The 21,408-nt window shown below is 73.5% G+C and carries 19 protein-coding genes and 1 tRNA gene; 7 read left to right on the top strand and 13 right to left on the bottom strand.

What is annotated here, in order from left to right; genetic code table 11:
• Nucleotides 1-95: 95 nt before the first annotated feature.
• The 5 genes from pcaB to JFN87_RS14575 form a co-directional block, all read right to left on the bottom strand.
• Nucleotides 96-1,376: a 3-carboxy-cis,cis-muconate cycloisomerase gene (pcaB, locus tag JFN87_RS14595; protein ID WP_209340466.1), complete on the bottom strand. Its 1,281-nt coding sequence runs from the start codon at nucleotides 1,374-1,376 to the stop codon at nucleotides 96-98.
• The gene (pcaG, locus tag JFN87_RS14590; protein WP_209340465.1) at nucleotides 1,363-1,938 is read right to left on the bottom strand and encodes a protocatechuate 3,4-dioxygenase subunit alpha; all 576 of its coding nucleotides are present in this window, start codon (nucleotides 1,936-1,938) and stop codon (nucleotides 1,363-1,365) included. The genes pcaB and pcaG overlap by 14 nt, the downstream gene beginning before the upstream one ends.
• A complete protein-coding gene (gene pcaH, locus JFN87_RS14585) occupies nucleotides 1,938-2,702 on the bottom strand; it encodes a protocatechuate 3,4-dioxygenase subunit beta (protein ID WP_209340464.1) in 765 nt (254 codons plus the stop codon). Before pcaH ends, pcaG begins: the two co-directional genes overlap by 1 nt.
• A complete protein-coding gene (locus tag JFN87_RS14580; protein ID WP_245179665.1) occupies nucleotides 2,699-3,445 on the bottom strand; it encodes a CoA-transferase subunit beta in 747 nt (248 codons plus the stop codon). The genes pcaH and JFN87_RS14580 overlap by 4 nt, the downstream gene beginning before the upstream one ends.
• Before the next feature lie 74 nt (nucleotides 3,446-3,519).
• Nucleotides 3,520-4,356 carry a CoA transferase subunit A gene (locus JFN87_RS14575; RefSeq protein ID WP_209340462.1) on the bottom strand — a complete coding sequence of 279 codons (837 nt, stop codon included), beginning with the start codon at nucleotides 4,354-4,356 and terminating at the stop codon, nucleotides 3,520-3,522.
• A 203-nt stretch (nucleotides 4,357-4,559) separates the two neighbouring features.
• Here JFN87_RS14575 and JFN87_RS14570 point away from each other — a divergent pair, with 203 nt between their 5' ends.
• Nucleotides 4,560-5,003 (top strand): MarR family winged helix-turn-helix transcriptional regulator, encoded by a 444-nt coding sequence (locus JFN87_RS14570; protein ID WP_209340461.1) that lies wholly within the window; start codon nucleotides 4,560-4,562, stop codon nucleotides 5,001-5,003.
• Nucleotides 5,004-5,097: 94 nt separating this feature from the next.
• Nucleotides 5,098-5,514: a VOC family protein gene (locus JFN87_RS14565; protein ID WP_209340460.1), complete on the top strand. Its 417-nt coding sequence runs from the start codon at nucleotides 5,098-5,100 to the stop codon at nucleotides 5,512-5,514.
• A gap of 59 nt (nucleotides 5,515-5,573) precedes the next feature.
• Here JFN87_RS14565 and JFN87_RS14560 read toward each other — a convergent pair whose 3' ends face one another.
• The 3 genes from JFN87_RS14560 to JFN87_RS14550 form a co-directional block, all read right to left on the bottom strand.
• On the bottom strand, nucleotides 5,574-6,236 hold the full coding sequence (locus JFN87_RS14560; protein WP_209340459.1) for a class F sortase: 663 nt from the start codon (nucleotides 6,234-6,236) through the stop codon (nucleotides 5,574-5,576).
• 182 nt (nucleotides 6,237-6,418) lie between these two features.
• Nucleotides 6,419-7,180, bottom strand: coding sequence for a GVDTG sorting domain-containing protein (locus JFN87_RS14555; protein ID WP_209340458.1), 762 nt, complete (start codon nucleotides 7,178-7,180; stop codon nucleotides 6,419-6,421).
• Nucleotides 7,181-7,425: 245 nt separating this feature from the next.
• Nucleotides 7,426-8,241, bottom strand: coding sequence for a SanA/YdcF family protein (locus JFN87_RS14550; protein WP_245179644.1), 816 nt, complete (start codon nucleotides 8,239-8,241; stop codon nucleotides 7,426-7,428).
• Between the two features lie 124 nt (nucleotides 8,242-8,365).
• Between JFN87_RS14550 and JFN87_RS14545 the strand changes: the two genes are divergently transcribed.
• The 4 genes from JFN87_RS14545 (at nucleotide 8,366) to JFN87_RS14530 (ending at nucleotide 14,646) form a co-directional block, all read left to right on the top strand.
• Nucleotides 8,366-9,772, top strand: coding sequence for a deoxyguanosinetriphosphate triphosphohydrolase (locus JFN87_RS14545; RefSeq protein WP_209340456.1), 1,407 nt, complete (start codon nucleotides 8,366-8,368; stop codon nucleotides 9,770-9,772).
• A gap of 149 nt (nucleotides 9,773-9,921) precedes the next feature.
• The gene (locus JFN87_RS14540) at nucleotides 9,922-11,193 is read left to right on the top strand and encodes an NAD(P)/FAD-dependent oxidoreductase (protein WP_209340455.1); all 1,272 of its coding nucleotides are present in this window, start codon (nucleotides 9,922-9,924) and stop codon (nucleotides 11,191-11,193) included.
• Nucleotides 11,194-11,327: 134 nt separating this feature from the next.
• Nucleotides 11,328-13,262, top strand: coding sequence for a DNA primase (gene dnaG / locus JFN87_RS14535; RefSeq protein ID WP_209340454.1), 1,935 nt, complete (start codon nucleotides 11,328-11,330; stop codon nucleotides 13,260-13,262).
• A 67-nt stretch (nucleotides 13,263-13,329) separates the two neighbouring features.
• Entirely contained in the window at nucleotides 13,330-14,646 is a 1,317-nt protein-coding gene (locus JFN87_RS14530) for an RNA polymerase sigma factor (RefSeq protein WP_372449232.1), read from the top strand.
• Between the two features lie 116 nt (nucleotides 14,647-14,762).
• Here JFN87_RS14530 and JFN87_RS14525 read toward each other — a convergent pair whose 3' ends face one another.
• The 5 genes from JFN87_RS14525 to JFN87_RS14505 form a co-directional block, all read right to left on the bottom strand.
• On the bottom strand, nucleotides 14,763-14,933 hold the full coding sequence (locus JFN87_RS14525; protein ID WP_209340453.1) for a hypothetical protein: 171 nt from the start codon (nucleotides 14,931-14,933) through the stop codon (nucleotides 14,763-14,765).
• A gap of 168 nt (nucleotides 14,934-15,101) precedes the next feature.
• Nucleotides 15,102-17,051 carry an ABC transporter ATP-binding protein gene (locus JFN87_RS14520; RefSeq protein WP_209340452.1) on the bottom strand — a complete coding sequence of 650 codons (1,950 nt, stop codon included), beginning with the start codon at nucleotides 17,049-17,051 and terminating at the stop codon, nucleotides 15,102-15,104.
• The gene (locus JFN87_RS14515; protein WP_209340451.1) at nucleotides 17,051-18,784 is read right to left on the bottom strand and encodes an ABC transporter ATP-binding protein; all 1,734 of its coding nucleotides are present in this window, start codon (nucleotides 18,782-18,784) and stop codon (nucleotides 17,051-17,053) included. Before JFN87_RS14515 ends, JFN87_RS14520 begins: the two co-directional genes overlap by 1 nt.
• 419 nt (nucleotides 18,785-19,203) lie before the next feature.
• Nucleotides 19,204-20,715 carry an FGGY family carbohydrate kinase gene (locus tag JFN87_RS14510; RefSeq protein WP_209340450.1) on the bottom strand — a complete coding sequence of 504 codons (1,512 nt, stop codon included), beginning with the start codon at nucleotides 20,713-20,715 and terminating at the stop codon, nucleotides 19,204-19,206.
• Nucleotides 20,716-20,802: 87 nt separating this feature from the next.
• The gene (locus JFN87_RS14505) at nucleotides 20,803-21,117 is read right to left on the bottom strand and encodes a YtxH domain-containing protein (RefSeq protein ID WP_209340449.1); all 315 of its coding nucleotides are present in this window, start codon (nucleotides 21,115-21,117) and stop codon (nucleotides 20,803-20,805) included.
• A 213-nt stretch (nucleotides 21,118-21,330) separates the two neighbouring features.
• Between JFN87_RS14505 and JFN87_RS14500 the strand changes: the two genes are divergently transcribed.
• Nucleotides 21,331-21,403, top strand: a tRNA-Asn gene (locus JFN87_RS14500).
• Nucleotides 21,404-21,408: the final 5 nt, after the last annotated feature.

The following is a 21,408-nucleotide window of genomic DNA, read 5'->3' as shown; positions in this document are numbered from 1 at the left end:
AGACGTCGGGATCCCGGATACATCGCTGACTGGAGTTCAGTCGTCAGCTTTTCCGATGTGGTGCAGCTAGGCCCTGCGGCGCGGCGCCGGGCGCGTCAGGCGCGTTGCAGGGCTCGGTCCACCAGCGCGCCTGCCGCGCCCGTCCACGCCGCCGGGGCGAGCAGCCCGCCGTGGCCCGCGGTGTCCGCGGCCTCCGCGAACGTCACGTCCGCCGCCGCGGCCTGGTCGATCAGCCTCTTCGCCTCCGCCCTGCCCAGCTCGACGGAGAACCGCTCGCTGACGATCAACCCGCCCGTGCGCGCCAGGTTCTCCGCCATCCGGCCGGGGAACACCCGCAGCCCCTCGGCCAGTTGCGCCGCATGCGCGGCCGCGCCGCCCGCGAGACGGAGCAGTTCGCGCAGCGGGGCCCACTCCGCGTGCCACGCGCCCGCCGGCCGTTCGTCCTCCGCCGGCACCGCGCCGAACAGGACGCACAGGTGCGCCGGCGCCTGCCGGGCCGCCGCGGCGATCAGCGTCGCGTGGACCGGGTTCGCCTTGTGCGGCATCGCCGACGAGCCCCCGCCGCTGCCCTCCGCCACCTCGCCGACCTCCGTACGGCACAGCGTCAGGACGTCCACGGCCGTCTTGCCCAGCGCACCGCACGTGAAGGCAAGCGCCGCGGCGAGGTCCGCGACCGGCGTACGCAGCGTGTGCCAGGGCAGCCCAGGCTCGGCGAGGCCGAGTTCGCGCGCGTAGGCCGCCGCGGTCGCGAGCGGCGAGTCGCCGAGCGCCGCGAGGGTGCCCGCGGCGCCACCCAGCTGGGCGGGCAGCACGACCGCGGCCAGGCGGTCGCGCGCGTCGAGGGCGAGCGAGCGCCAGCCCGCCGCCTTCAGCCCGAACGTCGTCGGCACCGCGTGCTGGGTGAGGGTGCGGCCCGGCATGACCGTGTCCCGGTGCTCCGCCGCGAGCGGCGCCAGGGCCGCCGACGCACGCTCAAGGTCACCGAGCACCAGGCGCCGCGTGCGCGCGGCCACCAGCATGAGCGCGGTGTCGAGGATGTCCTGGCTCGTCGCGCCGCGGTGCACGTACCGCGCCCACCGGCCACCCACCGCCGCGCGCAGCGCCGACGCCAGCGGGATCACCGGGTTGCCGCCCGCCCGTGCGGCAAGCGCCAGCTCCCGTACGTCCAGGGTGTCCACAGCCGAGGCGATCGCGTCGGCAGCCTCGGCCGGCGCGCCCTGTGCCCTGGCGAGCGCAGCCTCCGCGGCCACCAGGGCCCGCAGCAGCGCGCGGTCGTCCGTCGCGGCCTCGGCATCCGTGCCCGCCGTCGCGGGGCACAGCAGCCCGGCCGGCTCACGGCCCCGCTGTCCGTCCGGATCGCGCTCAGTGGAACTCAAGGAAGACCGTTTCCCCTTCTCCCTGGAGGCGGATGTCGAAGCGGTACGCCCTGTGCCGTGCCGGATTCTCCTCCGGCGCCGCCACCAGCGTCGCGCGCCGCGCCGGTTCCAGCGAGCCGAGCAGCGCGTCCTCGCCGTCCGCCAGGTACACCCGCGTGTACAGGTGGTGCATGAGCCCGCGCGCGAACACGCACACGCTCAGGTACGGCAGCGGCGCCGGGGTACGCGGCGGCAGCGTGCGCAGCGCGTAATGCCCGTCCGCGTCCGTCGCCACCCGGCCGAACCCGGTGAAGTCGACGCCGTTGCGTCCCAGGAACCCGCCGTTCACCGGCGAGCGCCGCATCGAGCCCGGCAGCCCCGTACCCGGCCCGCCCTGCCAGAACTCCAGCAGCGCGTCCGGCACCGGGGCGCCCGCGCCGTCGTGGACCACGCCGTGCACGGTGATCGCGTCGGGATGGCCGGCGGGCGCGACGTCGCCGCCGCCGGGGAAGGGCAGCGCGTAGCCGTAGAACGGGCCGACCGTCTGCGACGGGGTCGGCGGGAAAGCGGGTGTGTCCGGCATCAGCGGCCCTCCTCGATCCAGGTGGCGGACGGTCCGTCCAGCACGATGTCCCAGCGGTAGCCCAGCGAGAACTCCGGGGCCGACAGCTCGTGGTCGTACACCGCCACGAGCCGCTGCCGCGCCCGCTCGTCCGTCACCGACTGCAGGATCGGGTCGTAGGGGAAGAGCGGATCGCCGGGGAAGTACATCTGCGTGACGAGGCGCTGCGTGAACGCCTCACCGAACACGGAGAAGTGGATGTGCGCAGGACGCCACGCGTTGTCGTGGTTGCGCCACGGGTACGCGCCCGGCTTGACCGTCGTGAAGGCGTAGCCGCCGTCGTCGCCGGTCAGCACCCGCCCCACGCCGGTGAAGTTCGGGTCGAGCGGCGCCGGGTGGTCGTCGCGCTGATGGGCGTAGCGCCCGGACGCGTTCGCCTGCCACACCTCGATCAGCTGGCGCCGCACCGGCCTGCCGCGACCGTCGAGCAGCCGTCCGCTGACGGTGATGCGCTCGCCGAGCGGCTCGCCGGTGTGCTGCCTCGTCAGGTCGCAGTCCAGCGCGGTGACGTCCGTCGCGCCGAAGACCGGGCCCGAGAGCTCGACCGCCTCCGGGTCACCCTCGACCGCGACCAGCGGCCGGTGCGGGTGGCGCAGCACCGAGCTGCGGTAGGGGGCGTACGCGCGCGACGGGTGGTGCTCCACGCCCCCGCCGTCCGCGAGGCGCTTCTCGTACGCGCCGCGCGCCGCCCCCATCTCCGCCGTGATCTCCCGCTGGGTCGTCATGACGTCTCCCTCCCCTTCCTCCCCGCCGCCTTCAGCGCGCGCAGCGCGGCCAGTTCGTGTTCCGTGGGCGGCGCGGTCGTGGTGACGGAGGGCGCGACCCTCAGGTCCCACCCGGTCGCGTCCCTCACCTGCTCGACGGTGACGCCGGGATGCGTCTCGGTCAGCACCAGTTCCGCGGTGGCCGGGTCGGGACGCAGGATGCCGAGGTCGGTGATGACGGCGGCGGGACCCTCGCCCCGCATGCCGTACTTCGCGCGGTCGCCGGGGCCCGAGCCGTGCCCCATCGTGGTGACGAAGTCGAGCGCGGGCACGAAGCCCCGGCGGGAGTGGCGCAGCACCAGCAGCACCTTCCGGCAGTTCGCGGCGATCTCCGGGGCGCCGCCCGCGCCGGGCAGCCGGGCCTCGGGCCTGCCCGCGCCGCGGGAGACGACCGTCGTGTTGACGTTGGCGAACCTGTCGACCTGCGCGGCGCCGAGGAAGCCGACGTCGATCCGGCCGCCCTGGAGCCAGTAGTTGAACATCTCGGGCACGGTGACGACGGCGTCGGCCGTCTCCGCGAGCTCGCCGTCGCCGATGGACAGCGGCAGCCGCGTCGGCCGCGAGCCGATCGTGCCCGACTCGTAGATGAGCACCAGATCGGGCTCGTGCGTGGCGCGCGCGAGGTTCGCCGCCGTCGACGGCAGCCCGATGCCGACGAAGCAGGTGCGCGAACCGGCGAGCGCACGGGCCGCGTTGACCTCCATCAGCTCGTCGCTCGTGACACCGTGTGCCGCCGGTTCGGCCGCGGCTGCCGTCCGTTCGTCTTCTGCCGGTTCGCTCATCGTGACACCTCCGCCGTACCCGTAGCGCCTGCCGCCTTGACCTCGGTGTCCAGCCACGCCGTGAACGCCTCCCGGTCCCTGGCGATCGCGTCCCACGCCCGGTAGAAGGCGTTGTCACGCTCCGAGTAGCCCGTCGCGTACGAGGGGTGGGCGCCGCCGGGGACGACGCTGACCGCGTCCAGGACCCAGTGCGGCAGCACGACCGCGCCGGGGCGCGGCTCCAGCGCGTCCACGACTTCCTCCACCGTCACGAGCGCACGCTTCGAGGCGAGGACGGCCTCCTTCTGCACGCCGGTCAGCCCCCACATCTGCACGTTGCCCGCGCGGTCGGCGCGCTGCGCGTGGACGATGGCCACGTCGGGGGTGAGGGCGCGGACGGCCGCGAGCTCCTCGCCGGTGAACGGGCAGGTGACGGTCGAGACGGTGTCGGTGCGCGTCGCGAGGTCTGAGCCGCGGTAGCCGCGCAGCGTGGCGAACGGCAGCCCGGAGGCGCCGGCCACATAGCGGTTGGCCATGCCCGCGTGACTGTGCTCGTCGAGTTCGAGGGGCCGCGGCCAGCCGTTCTCGACCGCGTCGCGGAAGCGGTGCAGGGAGCCGACGCCGGGGTTGCCGCCCCAGGAGAAGATCAGCTTGCGGACCAGGCCCGCCCCGATGAGCTGGTCGTAGATGACGTCGGGCGTCATGCGGGCGAGCGTCAGGTCGGTGATGCCCTGGCGGATGATCTCGTGCGCGGCGGCGAACGGGATCAGGTGCGTGAACCCTTCGAGCGCGACGGTGTCCCCGTCGTGGACGAGGTCGGCCACGGCGTCGTGGAGACTGCGTACTCCCGCCATCCGAGCCCCTCCCTCCTCGGGTCGCCGGAGCCGGTGAAAATGCTCCGTGTACTGACGATTCTTTCTCGAGTGCGTACACTTCCAGGCGGTCAGGCGGCCGTCAATAGCTCAGTACACGGAGCGAACGCGGACGGGACACCCATGACGCGTGAGCACGACACCACACGACACCATGGGCACGACACCAAGGGAGCGTGACGGACATGGCAGCGGTGGATCTGGCCACACACCCCGGGCACCTGGCCCGCAGGCTCCAGCAGGCACACACCCTGCTGTGGTCCACGCTGGTCTCGGAGGAGATCACCTCCCCGCAGTTCGCGGTGCTCAACGCCCTCGCCGGGACACCGGACATCGACCAGCGCACGCTCGGCGAGGCGGTGCGCCTCGACCGCTCGACCGTCGCGGACGTCGTCGCCCGCCTCGCCAGGCGCGGCCTGCTGGAACGCGTACGCGACCCGCTGGACGGCCGCCGCAACGTGCTGCGCGCGACCGGCGAGGGGGCCAGGGTGCACGCCAGGCTCGTCGCGCGGACGGCCGCCATGAACCAGGTCTTCCTCGCCCCCCTCGACGAGGAGGAACGCGGCACGCTGCTGCGGCTGATCGGCCGGGTGGCGGACGCCGCGGAAAAGGTGCGCGGGGAGCGGTGACTTTTCGGCCGGACGCGGGTCCAACCATCAGAGGACGCACGAAGCGCCCACCGCGACAACCGCGACCACGCGAGCGACCCGAGGAGCACCACCGATGGACAACGCCAGGATGATCTTCGTGAACCTGCCCGTGAAGGACCTCGCCACGACGCGGGCGTTCTGGGAGAAGGTCGGCTTCTCCTTCAACCCGCAGTTCAGCGACGACCACACCGCATGCCTCGTCATCAGCGACACGATCTACGCGATGCTGATGGACGAGGGCCGCTTCCGCGACTTCACGCGCAACGAGGTCGCCGACACGGCGACGACGAGAGAGGCCATCATCGCGCTGAGCGCCACGAGCCGCGCGGAGGTCGACCAGCTGGTCGAGTCGGCGCTGGGCGGCGGCGGATCGGCCGTGGGCGAGACGATGGACCAGGGCTTCATGTACGGGCGCGCCTTCCTCGACCCGGAAGGCCACCACTGGGAGGTGGTGTGGATGGACCCGTCCGCCGTCGAGCCGACCGCGTGAGGTGGCGTGTGGCCGGTCCCGGCGCCCGCGTCCGGGCGATGGTGTCGGGGCGGGTGATGTCAGGGGCGTGAGCCCGTCAGGTGTGCGTACGTGACGACGTTGCCCTCGTAGCCGGTGCGGTGCGAGAAGCCGCCGCCGCAGGTGATCACGCGCAGCTCGGGGCGGTTCGCCGCCGCGTAAACCTTGTGGTCGGGGAAGGCGCTGTTCTTGTAGACCTCCACCGCGTCCACCGAGAACAGGGCCGTTCGCCCGTCCCGCCGGGTGATCTCGATTCTGTCGCCCTTCCTGAGCGTGCCGAGGTTGTAGAAGACCGCGGGGCCGCGTGCCGTGTCGACGTGGCCTGCCACGATCGCCGTGCCCGTGGCGCCGGGCGTCGTGCCGTGCTCGTACCACCCGGCGAGGTTGCCGTCCGACCGCGGCGGCGCGGCGAGCCTGCCGTCACGCGTCAGGCCGAGGCCCGTCATCGGCGCGTCGACGCCGATGCGCGGGATCCGCAGCCTGACCGGCGCCGAAGCTGCGAGGGGGGCCGGGCCCGCCTTGGCGCCCGCGGCCGGGCCCGCCGGGGTACGCGTGCTCTTCGGGCCCGCGGAGTCCGAGAACGCCTGCGCCGCCGTCGGCATGGGCGGTGTCACGGGCCGCAGGCCGGTCCCTACGAGCCAGATGCCGGCGCAGGCGGCGGTGGCCAGCCCCCACGCCATGCTTCTGGTGCCGTAGGCGCTCATCTGCCGGGACCTTTCTGCGGGGTTTCCGGGGGCTTCCGGAGGCTTCCAGGGGCTTTTCACGGGCCCTGCCGCTGCTGGGTGCGGTCAGGGAGGAGAGATCCCCGCCCGGGTCAGCGATGAGCGTGACGCGGGCGGGGACGAGGGGCGGGTGCGGGCCTGTGGCGGGTGGGAACCGCCGCCCGTCAACTCTGCGTGCCGCTCGCCCGGCGACGCAGGAGCCATACCCCGCCCACGGCCGATCCGGCCAGAACGGCCGAACCCGCCGCGACCTTCGGGACGTCGGCGTGCACGCTGCCGCCGACCCCGGTGCTCACATGGCCGTGCGGAATCGCGGGCTCGACAGGCTCGGCCGGGTACCGCGGTGGCTTCGGGTGGCCTTGCGGCGTGTGCCCGGGCACCGGCGGGTGCGGGTGCGGTGGCACGCCCGCGTGATCGCCGTCCACCGGGCCGGGACCCGCGCCCGCGTGGTCGCCGCCGACCGGGCCGGGATCCGCGCCCGGGTGGTCGCCGCCGACCGGGCCGGGACCCACGCCCGCGTGATCGCCGCCGACCGGGCCTGGATCGACGCCCGCGTGGTCGGTCCTCGGCGCCGCTGTGTCCCCGCCGTCATCCGCCGGCGCCCCGCCCGGGTCCTCGGGCGCCGCGGCCCGCTGCCCCGGGTCGTCGGGCTGGGGCGCCGCGGGAGCCGACAAGTCCGTCGGGTTCTCCGGGTCCGCCGGGGGCTGCTGGTCCGCCGGGTTCTCCGGGTCCGCAGGGGCCTGCGGGTCCGCCATGTCCGGCTGGTCCGTGCCGCCCGTAGCGGCACCGTCGTCGTACGGCGCGCCGGTGATGTGTGCCGGGGGGCCGGCGAGCGCGGGCGCGGTGCCCGCGGCGGTCAGTCCGAGCGACGCGACCGCCAGCGCGGCGCCGGTCATCAGGCGGGCGGTGCGGGCGGTGGTGAGCATGCTGCCGTCCTCCGTGAAGGGGTCGTCTCCCTTCCAGAGGTAAGGCGCGGGCCCGGCGGCGCGCCTGCTGACGCCCGGTCAGGCGCGGCAAAGGCGTACCGGCCCGCGTGTGAATCCGTGCGGCATCACCGCAGTTCAGCGCGGCACGCCCCGCCGCCGCCGGGCCGGCGCGCCCCCGTCGCGCCGAACGGGTGACGGCGTGCCCACCGCGTCCGGCAGCCGTGCGTGGCGCGCGGCGGCGCCGGCTACCTCGCCGCGGTGGCCGAGGAGACCTCCGGAGGGTGACGGCGCGACTCGGCCGCGCCCCCGTTCCCGTCGCCGCCCCCGCTTCCGCCCCCGTTCCCGTCGCCGTCCGACGCCAGCGCCCGCGCGACCCCGTGCTCCCGAGGGCCGAGGAAGGTGGGCGCGGGCCGCAGCAGCGCGTCCAGTGACGCCTTGTCCGCCGCCAGGACCTCGCGTGCGCCGCCGTAGTACCAGGTCACGTCGTGCGGTTCCGCCACCGGGACGCCGTACGCGTCGATGCCGGCCGCCGCGCACAGCGCCAGCGCCCGCGTGACATGGAAGTCCTGCGTGACCAGGATCGCCTGCCGCACGCCGAAGATCTTCTTCGCACGCACGCAGGAGTCCCACGTGTCGAACCCCGCGTAGTCGTCCACGATCCGCCCGCGCGGCACTCCGTGCCGCGTGAGGTACCGGCGCATCGCGTCCGGCTCGTCGTAGTCCTTCCTGCTGTTGTCGCCGGTGACGAGGACCACCCGCGCCTTCCCCGTCCGGTACAGCAGCGCCGCGGTGTCGAGCCGGTGCGCGAGGTACGGCGACGGTGTGCCGTCGCGCAGGCCGGCGCCGAAGACCACGGCCACGTCCCGCGCCGGCACGTCGGCTGCGGTGCGTATCCGGCCGTCCGCGCTCTGGTGGAGCCACACCGAGGGGACGAGCGCGAGCGTGCAGACGCCCATCACCGCCTGCGTCAGCCGCCGCTGACCGCGCCGGGTGCGCAGCCGGTCGCGGATCGCCCGGGCGAGCCGCGCCGCCCGCCCCCCGCCCGCCGTCCGATTCGGCATCCCACCGGCCCCCTCCGTCGATCTTCGTTCCTCTGAAGGGACGCCGTGCGGGGCCCGCCGGTTCGGCCGGCGGCCCGACGCCGTGCTGAGCGGCGCCCGACCGGCTCCGGCTACGGTCGGACACATGGCAGGCACCCCCGGCTCCACCCCGCCCGGCCCCAAGGCCCACGACGCGGCCGCCCACTACGATCCCGCCGACACCGCCCGGTGGGTGCCCGAGCCCGACAAGCGCCCCGGGCGCACCGCCTTCCAGCGCGACAGGGCCCGCGTCCTGCACTCGTCGGCCCTGCGCCGCCTCGCGGGCAAGACCCAGGTCGTCACGCCGGGCGCGCCGGGCGACGAGTGGGACGCCAGCCCGCGCACCCGGCTCACCCACTCACTCGAGTGCGCGCAGGTCGGCCGCGAACTGGGCGCCGCGCTCGGCTGCGACCCCGACCTCGTCGAGGCGGCCTGCCTCGCGCACGACATGGGCCACCCGCCGTTCGGCCACAACGGCGAGCGCGTCCTCGACGACTTCGCCGCCGACTGCGGCGGCTTCGAGGGCAACGCGCAGTCCCTGCGGCTCCTCACCCGCATCGAACCGAAGCGGTTCACCACACCGGGCGGCGGCCCATCCGGCGCACAGGCCGTCCCCGACGCGTCCGCCGTGAGCGTCGGACTCAACCTCACCCGCGCTGCCCTCGACGCCGCGACCAAGTACCCGTGGACGCGCACCGCCGCGCGGGCCGCGGCCGGCGGCCGGGCGGGCCGCGTCAAGTTCGGCGTGTACGAGGACGACCTGCCGGTCTTCTCCTGGGTGCGCCAGGGCGCGCCGGCCGGGCGCACCTGCTTCGAGGCACAGGTCATGGACTGGTCCGACGACGTGGCGTACTCCGTCCACGACTTCGAGGACGGCCTGCACGCCGGGCACATCGACCCCGCCGCCCTCACCTCGCCCACGGAGCGTGCCGCCATCTGGGAGGTGGCGGTGCGCCGTTACACCGACCCCGGCACGCAGCCGGCCGAACTCGCCGCCGCGCTCGACCGGCTGACGGCCGAGGAGTGGTGGCCGCACGCCCACGACGGCTCGGCCGTCGCACAGGCCAGGCTCAAGGACGCCACCAGCCAGCTCATCGGGAGGTTCTGCCTCGCCGCCGAGGCCGCCACCCGCGCCGCGTACGGCACAGGACCGCTGACCCGGTACGGCGCGACGCTCGTCGTCCCGCGTCCCGCGCGCCTCGAATGTGCCGTGCTGAAGGCCGTCGCGGACCGGTACGTCATGCAGCGCCCCGAACAGGAGGCGATCCGCGCCGACCAGCGCGTGGTCCTCGGCCGGCTGGCGGACGCGCTGCTCGCCGGGGCGCCGTACGGGCTGAACCCCCAGTTCCGCGCCGCGTTCGAGGCGGCGGACGACGACGCCGCGCGCAAACGGGTGGTGGTGGACCAGATCGCGTCCCTCACGGACGCGGCCGCGCGCGCCCTGCACGCCAGGGTCACGGGCCCTGCCGAGCGCCCGGTGCACGCCCCGACGGACCGTCCGCGCCCCGCGTAGGGCAAGATCGACTCGCGCGCACTCGTACGGCTTCCGGCATTACCGGCCGGACCCGGGCAAGAAGACACGCCCATGGAGCGCCCCTCTTCCGCCGCCACGCTCCGTGCGGGACGCTCGCAGGTGGCGGCAGCACAACGAGGAGGCATCAAGTGGTCGACGCACATCGCACATTCGTCATCGTCGGCGGCGGTCTCGCGGCGGCGAAAGCCGCGGAGACCCTTCGCGCGGAGGGGTTCACCGGACGCGTGATCCTCATCGGCGACGAGCGCGACCACCCCTACGAACGCCCCCCGCTCTCCAAGGGCTACCTCGCCGGGAACGAGGAGCGCGCGAGCGTCTTCGTCCAGGACGCCGCCTGGTACGCGAAGCACGAGATCGAACTGCACCTCGGCCAGTCCGTCACCGCGCTCGACCGCGCGGGCCACTGCGTGCACCTCGGCGACGGCAGCTCCGTGCGCTACGACAAGCTGCTGCTCGCCACGGGCGCCGAGCCGCGCCGCCTCGACATCCCCGGCACCGACCTCGCCGGGGTGCACCACCTGCGCAGGCTCGCGCACGCCGACCGGCTGCGCCAGGTCCTCACGTCCCTCGGCAGGGACAACGGCCACATCGTCATCGCGGGCGCGGGCTGGATCGGCCTCGAGGTCGCCGCCGCGGCGCGCACGTACGGCGCTGAGGTGACCGTCGTCGAGGCGGAGTCCACCCCGCTGCACCGGGTCATCGGCCCCGAACTCGGCCAGCTCTTCACCGACCTGCACAGCGAGCACGGCGTCCGCTTCCACTTCGGCGCGCGGCTCACCGAGATCGTCGGCCAGGACGGCGTCGTCCTGGCGGCGCGCACGGACGACGGCGAGGAGCACCCGGCGCACGACGTGCTCGCTGCGATCGGCGCGGCGCCGCGCGTCTCGCTCGCCGAGTCCGCGGGCCTCGCCGTCGCAGGAGCCGCCGAGGGCGGCGGCATCGTCGTCGACGTGGGGCTGCGCACCTCGGACCCGGACGTGTTCGCCGCGGGCGACGTGGTCTCCGCGCCGTCCCCGTGGGGCGCCGCGGCCGGCGGCCGCATCCGCGTGGAGCACTGGGAGAACGCGCTGGAGGGCGGCCCCGCCGCGGCGCGCGCGATGCTCGGCAAGGAGGTGGCGTACGACCGCGTCCCGTACTTCTTCTCCGACCAGTACGACCTCGGCCTCGAGTACTCGGGCTGGGCGCCGCCCGGCAGCTACGACGAGGTCGTCGTGCGGGGCGACGCGGGCAAGCGCGAGTTCATCGCGTTCTGGCTGGGGGAGGGCAGGGTGCTCGCCGGGATGAACGTGAACGTGTGGGACGTGACGGACGACATCCAGCGCCTGATCCGCTCGGGAGCCGTGGTCGACAAGGACGCCCTGGCCGACCCCGGCACGCCCCTGGGCTCCATCGGCGGCTGACGCGTCCGGCCGAGGCAGGCCGCCCGCGTCCGGCCGAGGCAGGCCGCCGGCCTCCCGCCGAGGAAGTCCGCCGCGGCAGCCGCCGGTCTCCGGCCGCGGGCAGGAGTGTCGGTCCGCACCCTTAGAATTCACGAGTGGCCGGCAGGATCAACGATGACGACGTGAAGGCGGTGCGGGACGCCGTCCCGATCGACGCCGTCGTGTCCGAATACCTCCAGCTGCGCAACGCGGGCGGCGGCAACCTCAAGGGCCTCTGCCCGTTCCACGACGAGAAGTCCCCGTCCTTCCAGGTCAGTCCGAGCAAGGGTCTCTTCCACTGCTTCGGCTGCCAGGAGGGCGGGGACACCATCGCCTTCGTGATGAAGATCGACCACCTCTCGTTCTCCGAGACGGTCGAGCGCCTGGCGGCCCGCGCCGGCATCACGCTGCGCTACGAGGAGGGCGGGTACAACCCGTCGGCCCAGCGCGGCGAGCGCTCGCGGCTCGTCGAGGCCCACCGCGTCGCCGCGCGGTTCTACGTGGAGCAGCTGGCGTCGCCCGAGGCCGAGATCGGCCGGGCGTTCCTCACCGAGCGCGGCTTCGACCAGGCGGCGGCCGAGCACTTCGAGGTCGGCTACAGCCCCGCCGGGTGGGACCACCTCACGCGCTTCCTGCGCGGCCAGGGCTTCAGCGACCGCGAACTGATCATGTCCGGGCTCTCGCAGGACGGCAGGCGCGGCCCGATCGACCGGTTCCGCGGCCGCCTGATGTGGCCCATCAGGGACATCTCGGGCGATGTCGTCGGGTTCGGTGCGCGCAGGCTGCGCGAGGACGACAACGGGCCCAAGTACCTCAACACCCCCGAGACGCCGATCTACAAGAAGTCCCAGGTCCTCTACGGCGTCGACCTCGCCAAGAAGGACATCGCCAAGGCCAGCAGGGCCGTGGTCGTCGAGGGCTACACGGACGTGATGGCCTGCCACCTCGCGGGCGTGACCACCGCCATCGCCACGTGCGGCACGGCGTTCGGCGGCGACCACATCAAGATCCTGCGCCGGCTGCTCATGGACAACGGCAGCGCCCGCGTGATCTTCACGTTCGACGGGGACGCGGCCGGCCAGAAGGCCGCCCTGCGCGCCTTCGAGGACGACCAGAAGTTCGCGGCCGAGACCTACATCGCCATCGCCCCGGACGGCATGGACCCCTGCGAGCTGCGGCTCGGCAAGGGCGACGACGCGGTGCGCGACCTGGTAGAGCCCCGCACGCCGCTGTTCGAGTTCGCTATCCGGCAGATCGTGGCGCGCTACGACCTCGAGGTGCCGGCCGGCCGCGCCGCGGCGCTCGACGAGGCCGCCCCGATCGTCGCCCGGATCAAGAACAGCGCCTCGCAGCACGAGGTGGCCGTGCAACTCGCCGGGATGCTCGGGATCCTCGACACGCAGTTCGTGGTCAAGCGCGTGGCCCAGCTGGCGCGGTGGGCACGCGACCGCGGCGGCCGCGGCCCCGCGCAAGGCGCTGGCCCCGGCGGACGCGCGCCGGGCGGCGGCGCCGGGCCCGCGAGCCAGGGGCAGCAGTCCGCGCCCCGAAGGGGCCCGTCGGGCCCCGCCCTCTACCTGCGCAACCCCGTGTTCGCGACGGAGCGCGAGCTGCTGAAGCTCGCCCTGCAACGCCCCGAGCTGGTCACGCCCGCGTTCGACGCGTACGAGACCGACGAGTTCACGGCCCCCCCGTACGCGGCGGTGCGCCAGTGCATCGACGAGGCGGGCGGCGCCGAGCAGGGCTGCGAGGACGTCAAGGACTACCTGGCCAGGGTGCGGGAGGCCGCGCCCGACGACACCGTGCGCAAGCTGGTGACGGAGCTCGCGGTCGAGGTCTTCCGCGGCAAGTCGATCGACGAGCTGTACGCGGGCCAGCACCTCGTGCAGGTCCGCATCCGCGCCGTCGACCGCCGCATCCAGGACGTCACGTCGTCGCTCACGCGCCTCGGCAACGGGGGAGACCCGCAGCAGTACGCGGCCGTGCAGAGCGAGCTGTGGGTGCTCCAGCAGTACGGTCAGACCCTCCGCAGCAACGGCGCGGGCGCGCTGTAACAGTCCGCGGGGGGCGCGCAGAAAGTGCGCGCAGGCCTCTCGTGGCCGGGATGTGCCGTACCCCACACTGGGGGCGGGCCGTGCTGCCGCACACCTCGGAACCCGGCAGCGACCATCTGGAGGTCGCCCCGTGCAGACCCGGAGCCAGACGCAGAACCAGAGCGGGCCCCAGCCGCCCCCGCGCGTGCCGCCGCGGTCCGGCCCGCGCCCGCAGCCCCCTGTGAGCCCCCAGCCCCCGGCGCGCCCGCAGCCCCCGGCGGCGGGCTCGCGGCCAGGGGGTTGGCCCCAGCCCGCAGCGGATCCGACCGCGTGGCCAGGCCCCGGCCTCACGACCGCCCGAACCAGGGGCAACGTCCCGGACCCGAACCGGGGCCAGGGATCGGCCCCGCCGCGGCCGGTTGACACACCTGGCGCCGCGGACGAGCCGCACCCGTCCCGGCGCGTCCCGGACGCGCGTGCGTCCACCGGCGGCAGCCCCGCGTCCGACCTGCTGCGGCAGTACCTGCGCGAGATCGGCCGGGTGCCGCTGCTGACCGCCGCGGACGAGGTCGAGCTCGCCCACCGCGTCGAGGCGGGACTCTTCGCTGAGGAGAAGCTCGCGGCGGCGCCCGTCCTCGACGAGCGGCTCGCGCTCGACCTGGACCGGCTCGTCGTCATCGGCCGGATGGCCAAGCGGCGACTCATCGAAGCCAATCTGCGGCTGGTCGTGTCCGTCGCCAAGCGGTACGCCGGCCGCGGGCTGACGATGCTCGACCTCGTGCAGGAGGGCAACCTCGGCCTGATCAGGGCGGTCGAGAAGTTCGACTACGCGCGCGGCTACAAGTTCTCCACGTACGCGACCTGGTGGATCCGGCAGGCCATGTCCCGCGCGCTCGCCGACCAGGCCCGCACGATCAGGGTGCCCGTGCACGTCGTGGAGCTGATCAACCGGGTGGTGCGCGTGCAGCGGCGGCTGCTCCAGGAACGCGGGTACGAGCCGACGCCCGCCGAGATCGGCGCGCAGCTCGCCCTCGCCCCCGAGCGGGTGAGCGAGGTCCTGCGGCTCGCCCAGGAACCCGTGTCGCTCTACACGCCGGTCGGCGACGAGCAGGACCTGGCGCTCGGCGACCTCATCGAGGACAGGGACGCCGCCTCGCCCGTCGAGTCCGCCGCCTTCCTGCTGCTGCGCAGCCACCTGGAGGCCGTCCTCACCACGCTCGGCGAGCGTGAGCGCAAGGTCGTCCAGCTGCGCTACGGGCTGGACGACGGGCGCGCGCGCACGCTGGAGGAGATCGGCCGGATATTCGGCGTGACCCGGGAGCGCATCCGCCAGATCGAGGCCAAGACGCTCGGCAAGCTGCGCGACCACGCCCTCGCGGACCAGCTGCGCGGCTACCTCGACTGAGGCGCAGGCCGGCGGACGGCGAGCGGCGGGCGGCGGCTGCGGGCGCCGGGCACGCCCGAAGCCCGCCCTCCGGTCCGAAGGCGGGCTTCGAGATGCACTGGCTCAGCGCGCCGAACTTACGGGAACAGCGCGATTCCCACGATCACCAAGAGGACGATCACGAGGATGATGGCACCCACGGACCACGAGCCCTGGTGCTTGACGCCCTTCGCGCGGCCTCCACGCGGCCGGTCCTCTTCGAGTGTGGGATGCTGCGGCCTGCCGTGCTTGTAGAACGTGTCCGCCATGAGAGCCCCCTAACGGTGGTCTCGGTCCTTCCTGAGTGCCGAATACCCGCAATGCGGACACCCATGCACGCGTCCCCGCCGCACGACACAGGGCGCCCGCGGCGGCACGTACCGTCACCACCGTGAGCGCCCCGCGGGACGCGATGCCCCGCCGTACGGGCGGGCGTGTCAGTCGACCTCCGCCACCGCCTGCGCGAACTGCGCCTTGTACAGACGCGCGTAAGCGCCGTCCGCAGCCAGCAGTTCCCCGTGCGTGCCCTGCTCCACGATCGAGCCGTTCTCCATGACGAGGATCACGTCAGCGTCACGGATCGTGGACAGCCGGTGGGCGATCACGAAGCTCGTCCTGCCGTGCGCCAGCCGCGCCATCGCCTTCTGGATCAGGACCTCCGTGCGGGTGTCGACGGAGCTCGTCGCCTCGTCGAGCACCAGGATCACCGGATCCGAGAGGAACGCGCGCGCGATGGTAATCAGCTGCTTCTCGCCCGCGCTGACGCCCGTGCCCTCGTCGTCGATCACCGTGTCGTACCCGTCGGGCAGGGTGCGGATGAAGCGGTCCGCGTGGGCCGCCCTCGCCGCCTCCTCGATCTGCTCACGCGTGGCGCCCGGCGAGCCGTCCCGCGCCGGCGCAGCCCCGTACGCGATGTTCTCCGCTATCGTGCCGCCGAACAGCCACGTGTCCTGCAGCACCATGCCTATCCCGGAGCGCAGCTGCTCGCGCGTCATCTCCCGCACGTCGACGCCGTCGAGCGTGATGCGCCCCGACGACACCTCGTAGAACCGCATCAGCAGATTGACGAGCGTGGTCTTGCCCGCGCCCGTCGGGCCGACGATCGCGACCGTCTGCCCCGGCTCCACCGCCAGCGACAGGTCCTCGATCAGCGGCTTCTCCGGGTCGTAGCGGAACGCCACCTTCTCCAGCGCCACGCGCCCGCGCGGCGGCGTCAGCATCTTGCGCTCGGGACCGTCCGGCTCCTGCTCGTCCGCGTCCAGCAGCTCGAAGATCCGCTCGGCCGACGCGACACCCGACTGCACGAGGTTCGCCATCGAGGCGACCTGCGTCAGCGGCTGCGAGAACTGCCGCGAGTACTGGATGAACGCCTGCACGTCGCCGATGGACAGCGCGCCCGTCGCGACCCTGAGCCCGCCGACGACCGCGACCAGCACGTAGTTGAGGTTCGAGACGAACATCATCAGCGGCTGCATGATCCCGCTGTTGAACTGCGCCTTGAACGCGGCCTCGTACAGCTGGTCGTTGTGCTCCTCGAACGCCTCGGCCGACTCCTCCTGCCGCCCGAACGTCTTCACGAGCGAGTGGCCCGTGTACATCTCCTCGATGTGCGCGTTGAGCTTGCCCGTCACCCGCCACTGCTGGACGAACTGCGGCTGCGACCGCTTGCCGACCTTCGTCGCCACCAGCACGGAGAGCGGCACCGTCACCAGCGCGACCAGTGCGAGCAGCCAGGAGATCCAGAACATCATGGCGATGACGCCGACGATCGTCAGCAGCGAGTTGACCATCTGGCCCATTGTCTGCTGCATGGTCTGCGCGATGTTGTCCACGTCGTTCGTCGCACGGCTCAGCACCTCGCCGCGCCGCTGCCGGTCGAAGTACGACAGCGGAAGCCTGGCCAGCTTCGTCTGGATGTCCTCACGCATCCGGTACACAGTCCGGTTGATGATCCGGATCGACATACGCTGCGCGACCAGCATCAGCAGCCCGGCGCCCAGGTACACCAGCAGCGCCGTCAGCAGCACCGTGCCGATCTGGCCGAAGTCGATGCCCTGCCCGGGCACGAAGTCGACCCCGGACAGCAGGTCGGCCATCGAGCCGTGGCCGTGGGCCCGCAGGCCCTCGATCGCCTGCGCCTTCGTCGCGCCCGCGGGCAGCGAGCGCCCGATGACGCCGGCGAAGATCAGGTCGGTGGCGTTGCCCAGGATCCGCGGCCCCTCCACGGAGAGCCCCACGCTCACCACGGCCGCCGAGATCATCACGGCCAGCACGCCCCGCTGCCGCGTCAGCCGCCGCAGCAGCCGCTTCGCCGACCCCTTGAAGTCCGCCGAGCGTTGCGTGGGCGCGCCGCCGCGCATCATGCGCCCCGGTCCTCCGCCGCTCATCAGGCCGCCTCCGCCTCGGTCAGCTGGGAGAGCACGATCTCCCGGTACGTCTCGTTGGACTCCATCAGCTCCGCATGGCGCCCCGCGCCGACCACGCGGCCCTCGTCGAGCACCACGATCCGGTCCGCGTCCCTGATCGTCGACACGCGCTGCGCGACGATCACCACCGTCGACTGCGCCGTCTCCCGGCCGAGCGCGGCACGCAGCGCCGCGTCCGTCGCGTAGTCGAGCGCCGAGAACGAGTCGTCGAACAGGTAGATCTCCGGGCGCTGCACCAGCGTCCGCGCGATCGAGAGGCGCTGCCGCTGGCCGCCCGACACGTTCGTGCCGCCCTGCGCGATCGGCGCGTCGAGCCCGCCCTCCAGCTTCCGCACGAAGTCCTTGGCCTGCGCCACCTCCAGCGCGTGCCACAGCTCCTCGTCGGTCGCGTCCGGATTGCCGTAGCGCAGGTTCGTCGCGACCGTCCCCGTGAACAGGTAGGGCTTCTGCGGGACGATGCTCACCGTCTTCGCCAGCAGCGCCTCGTCGAGTACGCGCACGTCCTGCCCGTCGACCAGGACCTCACCGCTGGTGACGTCCATCAGCCGCGGCACGAGCGTCAGCAGCGTCGACTTGCCGCTGCCCGTCGAGCCGATGACGGCGGTCGTCTCGCCGGGCCGCGCCACCAGGTTCACCGCCTTCAGCACCCGCTCCTCGGCGCCCGGGTAGCGGAAGTCGACGTCCCGTATCTCCAGGTGGCCGTGGGCGCGCAGCTCCCGCACCGGGCTCGCCGGCGGGACGACGCTGGACTCGGTGTCCAGCACCTCCTCGATGCGCTCGGCGCACACCTCGGCGCGCGGCACCATGATGAACATGAACGTGGCCATCATCACGGACATGACGATCTGCATCAGGTAGGAGAGGAACGCGGTCAGCGCGCCGATCTGCATCCCGCCGCTGTCGATGCGGTGCGCGCCGAACCAGACGACGGCGATCGACGACAGGTTGACCACCGTCATCACCGTCGGGAACATCAGCGACATCAGGCGGCCCGTGGACAGCTGGAGCCCCGCGAGTTCGCCGTTCGACGTCGCGAACCGCTCCTGCTCGTAGTCGTCCCTGACGAACGCGCGGATCACGCGGTTGCCGGTGATCTGCTCGCGCAGCACGCGGTTCACGCTGTCCAGCTTCTTCTGCATCTGCCGGAACAGCGGACGCATCCGACGCACGATCAGACTCACCGCGAGCGCCAGCACCGGCACGACGGCCAGCAGGATCGCCGACAGCGGCACGTCCTGGCTGAGCGCCATGATGATGCCGCCGACGCACATGATCGGCGCCGACACCATCAGCGTGAACGACATCAGCGTCAGCATCTGCACCTGCTGCACGTCGTTCGTGGTGCGCGTGATCAGCGACGGCGCGCCGAAGTGGTTCACCTCACGCGAGGAGAAGCGCTGCACCCGGCCGAACACGGCGGCCCTGATGTCACGTCCCAGGGCGGACGCCGTCCTGGCACCGAAGAAGACGGCGCCCATGTTGCACAGCACCTGTCCGATCGAGACGGCGAGCATGACGCCGCCGAACTCCAGGATGTAGGACGAGTCACCCTTCACGACACCGTTGTCGATGATGTCCGCGTTGAGCGTGGGCAGGTAGAGCGTGGCGACGGTCTGCAGCAGTTGCAACGCCACCAGCAGGGCTATGGGTCTTCTGTACGGAGCGAGGTGGGTCCGTAGGAGTCGTAGGAGCACGCGGGGGTCTCTCAGGGTCGGCGGGCAGAGGTCGCCCCCATCTTGCGGCACGCGCGCCCTTGATTCCCAAGGATTTCCGGGACGGACTCCCGCGGAATGGCCAAGGCCGGGTCAAGAAGCGCCGCCTCGCGACGGGCACACGGAAAACCCTACGGCGCGGGTACGACACCGCCTCCGGCGCGACCGGCGGCGATGCCGCGCCGCCGTGCAGGAACGACGCCGCGCCGGGACGACGCCGTGGCCGCGTGCCGGGGACGCGCGCGCCGACGGGACGGAGGCTACCGGCGAGGGCGGCGGGACCGGCGAGGGCGACGGAACCGGCGCGACACGGGCCCAGTAGCGGCGCGGTGGCAGGAGACGCTCCACTGGCAGGAGGCCGGCGATGCCCCCTCGCGCGCCGGGGGTGCGGCGACCGGCGGCTACGGCGTGCCGTCGCCGCCGGTCACCGCGTCCGAGCCCCCGGCCCGCGTCCCGGCCCGCGTCCCGGCTTGCGTTCCGGCGAACGCGCCCGGATGGATCTGCTCCCGCGTGGCCTGGTACTGCTGGCGCACGGCGGAGCCGACCGCCAGCTCGTCGCCCGGCTCGAAGACCTGCGCGGCCGCGCCCTGCCAGGCCGGCGGCGTCGCCGGGTCCAGCGTCCCGTTCGAGACCCCGAGCGCCCACGCGGCCTGGCGGGCCGCGCCGAGCGCCGCGTACTCGGCCGGCTGCGCCACCACGACCTGCGCGCCGAACACGGCGGGGGCGATGGCCTGCACGGCGGGCAGCTCGGCCGCGCCACCGAGCAGGAACACGCGGCGCACCTCGACGCCGCGGCCGCGCAGCACGTCCATCGCGTCGGCGAGCGAGCAGAGCATGCCCTCGAACGCGGCACGCGCCAGGTGCTCGGGGCGCATGGACTCGCGGCGCAGTCCGCTGAGCGTGCCCGCCGTGTGCGGCAGTTGCGGCGTGCGCTCGCCCTCCAGGTACGGCAGCAGCACGAGACCGGACGAACCGGGCGTCGACTTGAGCGCGAGCGCGGAGAGCTCGGCGAGGTCAGCCGTCCCGAGCAGCTCGGCGGTGCCGCGCAGCGCGCGCACCGCGTTGTTCGTGTGCACGACGGGCAGGTGCATGCCGGTGGCGTCCGCGAAGGAGGTGATCGTGCCCGACGCGTCGGCCAGCGCCTCCCCGTGCACCGCCATCACGGACCCGGACCCGCCGAGCGACACGACGGCGTCGCCCGTCCTGAGCCCGAGGCCGAGCGCGGCGGCCATGGTCTCGCCGGTGCCCGCGGAGATCAGCAGCCCCTCGGGCGTGGTGCCTGCCGCCTCCGAGGGGCCGAGCACCTCGGGGACCCCGACCCGGTGGCCGAGCGCCAGCTCGACGAGGTCCTGCCGGTAGGTGGCCGTGGCGGCGGCCCAGTAGCCCGTGCTCGACGCGTCACCGCGGTCCGTCGTGCGGCGCGCGGGCCTGCCGAGCAGCTGCCAGACGATCCAGTCGTGCGCCTGCATCACCGAGGCGACGCGGCCCGCGGCCTCCGGCTCGTGCCGGGCCAGCCAGCCCAGCTTCGCGAGCACCTGCCCGGCCGACGGCACCGCGCCGACCGCCTCGGCCCAGGCCTGCCTGCCGCCCAGCGCGTCCACCAGGTCGGCCGCCGCGACCTGCGCGCGCTTGTCGTTGCCGAGCAGCGCGGGCCGCACGAGGGCGCCCTGCTGGTCGAGGGCGATGAGCGCGTGCTGCTGGGCGGAGACGCCGATGGCCTGGACGCCTTCGAGCAGCCCGCCGGTCGCGGCCTCGCCCAGGGAGAGCAGCCAGGCCTGCGGGTCGACGTCCGTCGCCTTCGGGTCGACGGGGTGCGGCGCGTACCCCTGGCGCAGGACGGCACCGGTGCCGGTGTCGCAGACGACGATGCGTGTGGCCCCGGACGAGCTGTCGAGACCGGCGACTATTCCCATGGCACGGGATTCTACGGACAGCGGTCAGCGGGCCCCGACGCCCGTCGGAGCCCGCTGACCGCCGCACCGCGCGGGGGACCGGCCGCCTCAGGTATTGGTGGTGCCCCAGTCGTCCTCGCCGGCGCGGCCGTTGCGCTCCCGCAGGGAACGCACGCGCTGCGCGACGGACGCGGGCACCCGGTCCCCGACCTTGTCGCCGACCCGCTCGCTCACCGAGTGGTACGCCTTCCCGGCGAACTCCTTGCCGGTCTGCGTCGCGGTCTCCGTGGCGTTGCGCACCGCCGGGTTCTGGGAGATCTGCTGCGCCGCGCTCCTCATCTTCTCGTAGCGCTCGCGGCCTGCGCGGGTTCCCAGAACGTATCCGAGAGCCAGACCCGCGATGAACGTGAGGCGGTACCTCATTGGCTGCCACCCTTTCCTAGCGTCGGACCGTGGGGCCATCGCTGCCCTCGCGTGCTGATGCGCCTACCCCGTCACGGCCCGGGATCACCCGACGTGACCCGGCACGATACCGATTGGCGGAGCACCCCCCTGCTTGCGCTAATGTATGTGTCGCAGCGAGCACGCGCCGCCCGGGTGACCCGGACCGGCGAGGGCCCGCGGCAGACGCAGCAATCCCCTGTAGCTCAATTGGCAGAGCAGCCGGCTGTTAACCGGCAGGTTACTGGTTCGAGTCCAGTCGGGGGAGCGCGA

Source organism: Streptomyces montanisoli (assembly GCF_017813245.1).
In the GTDB taxonomy this organism is placed as follows: Bacteria; Actinomycetota; Actinomycetes; order Streptomycetales; family Streptomycetaceae; genus Streptomyces; species Streptomyces montanisoli.
The sequence above is the reverse complement of the archived record's forward strand: the minus strand, read 5'-3'. Positions and strand labels throughout refer to the sequence as shown.